Here is a 2,656-nt window from a genome sequence, read left to right as displayed (position 1 = left end):
CCTTGGTGACCTCGGTCGCCAGGTTCAGGGAGTAGAACTCGGCGATCGAGGACATGATGCCGTGGACCAGCATCCCCGAGGGGGTCTCGTCGATGTTCTCGGTGGCGGAGACGAGCATGACGCCGGCTTGGCGCAGCTCATAGTGGATCATCGCGTCATCGAGGCGGTTCCGGGCGAGCCGGTCGATCTTGTGGACGATGCAGTAGGCGACCGGGTGGGACTTGACGTGGGCGAGGAGGCGTTGGAGGGCGGGGCGATCGGTGGTGGTGCCTGACTCGCCGGGCTCGATGAACTCCTCCACGATCGCGGCGTTCAAGCTTTCGGGCTTGCGCTGGTTGGCCTCCCGTTGCGCCGGGAGCGAGAACCCTTCGTCGCGGCCGCCGCGTTGGGCCTGTTCCTTGGTGGAGACCCGCAGGTAGGAGACGGCCAGGGCGCCGTCCTCGACTACCGCCGGGGTGGCCGGCTTGGGACTGGATCGTTTCGGCATCGCATGTTCCTCTCGTCGGTTGCTCAGGTGAGCTGACCGGGCCGGGAACGTCCGATGAGGCGGGGTAGTCAGTCCTGAGAGATAGGCCCCGACGAGAGGGGCGGGCACATCCCGAAGATGTGCCGAAACGTTGCTCTGCTACCACACCGGCCAGGCCAGCGTGACCCTTTCAGGATACCGCTCTCGCCCGACCGACAGGCGGAACGGCCGGCGTGGGCGAGTCAGGATTCGCCGCTGGGCGCGCCGCTGCTGGTCTCGGTCTGGGTGCCCTGCCCATTGGCGCGCTCCAAGGCCATCTGGATGAACAGCCGCGCCAGCAGGCGCGGGTCGAGCGGGTCTCGGCGGATCGCCCGAATCCGCCAGCTCGGCTCCAGCCGGCCCGCCGATCTGCGGCGCTGCTTGGAGGCCGTCATGAGCGTTCCCCGGTGCCGGGCTCGCCTCGGCGAAGGAACTCGGCCTCGGCCTCGGCGCGGCGATTTACGTCGGCGATCACGAACGCGACGAACTCCTGATCGCGGTTGACGATCGCCGTCTCCGCCGCCACGGTTCCGGCTTGCTCGCCAGGCCAGATCGTCTGTCGGGTCGGCCGGTCGCGGTCCAGGCGGGTGCCGGACAACGCGACCCACTCGCGCAGCCGAGTTTGGGCGGCGTGGAAGTCGGCCAGCCAGCCGATCGGGGCGGAGGCGTGCTGGGCGGGGTCGTAGGCACCGAGCCAGTGCAGGTGCAGCGCCGACAGCTCCCACACCAGCTCGGGATGGCGATGCCAGTACGGTGGGATGATGGAGGCGGGCAGCCCGAACTCGTGGCGCAGCCAGTCCACCCACTCGTTGAGGGCCAGCCACTCATACTCGGCGTCCTCGGCGGTCAACGTGCGCCAGTTGACCGGGTGAGGCGCGTCCGTCTCGGACTCGTCGCCTGCCGTGTCGGCGGTGATCTCGTCCGGCTCCGGCTCGGGCTCCGGGCCGCTGTCGGGGTCGTCGGCCCAGTTGTATGGCGGGTTGCTGGGCGGCTCTGGTGTCTGGTCGCTCATGGCGATCAGCGCCCGAGGCCGTCGTGCTCGACCCCCGCCTCGGGAGCCCGGCGGGTGGTGTTGCGGCTGGCAGAGTCACGTTCGGCCGCGGGAGCCTCCCGCTCGGCGTGCGGGCGGCGATCGACGGTGTAGGTGGTGAGGTTCGGGTCGTGGCCGAGGCGCTTGGCGACGAACTGCTCGTCGGTGCGCTCCTGCCCCTCGACGATGCGGGTGTGGTCGCGCACGTAGCCTTGCGCGAGGAAGTTGTCGCCTTTGCGGAACCGCTCGGCGGACAGCTCGGCGCCCTTGCCGAACTGCACCAGGTCGTGGAAGGTCGGCTCCAGCTCGGTGAAGCTCCCGTCGTCCTCGCGGCGGTAGTGGTTCTGTCCGATGCGGGCGTAGAAGCGTGCCTCGCCGTTGTCGTTGAACGTCAGTCGCGGGTCGCTGGCGATGAACCCGTTGATCGACGGTGAAGTCCTGATCGCCACGGTGTACCTCCCACGCTCGGGTCATGAACGAGCACCGGCTGGTGCTCCACCCGAGAGGTGCGCGACCACTCCCCACCGCCCGGCCGGGCGGCTACCGGCTCAGGCGGCGGCGCGTAGCGTCTGCTCGATCTGACGGCGATCGGCGGTGAGCTGGTCTGCGTCCTTGCGGCCGGTCCACGGGCGTAGGTCGGTCACGATCGGCGGGGCGGCGCGCAGCAGGATCGTTCCGAGCCCGAACGGCATCGTCCGCAGCGCGTCGGGCGGGAGGATCGGCACCCGACGGATCGAGCGCTGATGCGACCGGCCGCCGGTGGCGTCGGTGGTGGTCGAGTCGGTGGTCTCGTCGCGCTCGCCGATCAAGGTGGAGAGGTCTTGGAGGTCGCGGCTATTGGACTCCCCACCGAGGACGATCTTGACGATCGCGGTGTCAGAGATCGCGGCGGCTTGGTTCTCGCCCCACTTCTGCCGGGCCTGCGCCATCGACTGAAGCACCGTCAACGTCGTGATCCCGGTCCCGCCGCCATCCGACATCAAGGTCGGCAGGGACGGGAGCGGGGCGAGGCTGGCGATCTCATCCAATGCGAGCAGCAGTGGCGGGTCGAGGCGGGCGCCGGGTGAGCGGGCCGCGTGGCGGCCGGCGGTCTCGGTCACGTCCTCGATGAACGCCGACAC

5 protein-coding genes are annotated in these 2,656 nt (G+C 69.7%); all 5 read right to left on the bottom strand.

What is annotated here, in order from left to right; all coding sequences use genetic code 11:
• The coding region (locus tag ACFE99_RS23685) for a recombinase family protein (protein WP_375489125.1) at positions 1-487 on the bottom strand (487 nt) is incomplete at its 3' end.
• Between the two features lie 221 nt (positions 488-708).
• Positions 709-900, bottom strand: a complete 192-nt coding sequence (locus ACFE99_RS23680) for a hypothetical protein (protein ID WP_375489123.1) — start codon at positions 898-900, stop codon at positions 709-711.
• Positions 897-1,517 (bottom strand): hypothetical protein, encoded by a 621-nt coding sequence (locus ACFE99_RS23675; RefSeq protein ID WP_375489121.1) that lies wholly within the window; start codon positions 1,515-1,517, stop codon positions 897-899. The genes ACFE99_RS23680 and ACFE99_RS23675 overlap by 4 nt, the downstream gene beginning before the upstream one ends.
• Before the next feature lie 5 nt (positions 1,518-1,522).
• Positions 1,523-1,984: a single-stranded DNA-binding protein gene (locus ACFE99_RS23670; protein WP_375489119.1), complete on the bottom strand. Its 462-nt coding sequence runs from the start codon at positions 1,982-1,984 to the stop codon at positions 1,523-1,525.
• Positions 1,985-2,083: 99 nt separating this feature from the next.
• Positions 2,084-2,656: TraM recognition domain-containing protein (locus tag ACFE99_RS23665; protein ID WP_375489117.1), on the bottom strand; the 573-nt coding region annotated here is incomplete at its 5' end.

It is taken from the genome of uncultured Mycobacterium sp. (genome assembly GCF_964249325.1).
GTDB lineage: Bacteria > Actinomycetota > Actinomycetes > Mycobacteriales > Mycobacteriaceae > Mycobacterium.
The sequence above is the reverse complement of the archived record's forward strand: the minus strand, read 5'-3'. Positions and strand labels throughout refer to the sequence as shown.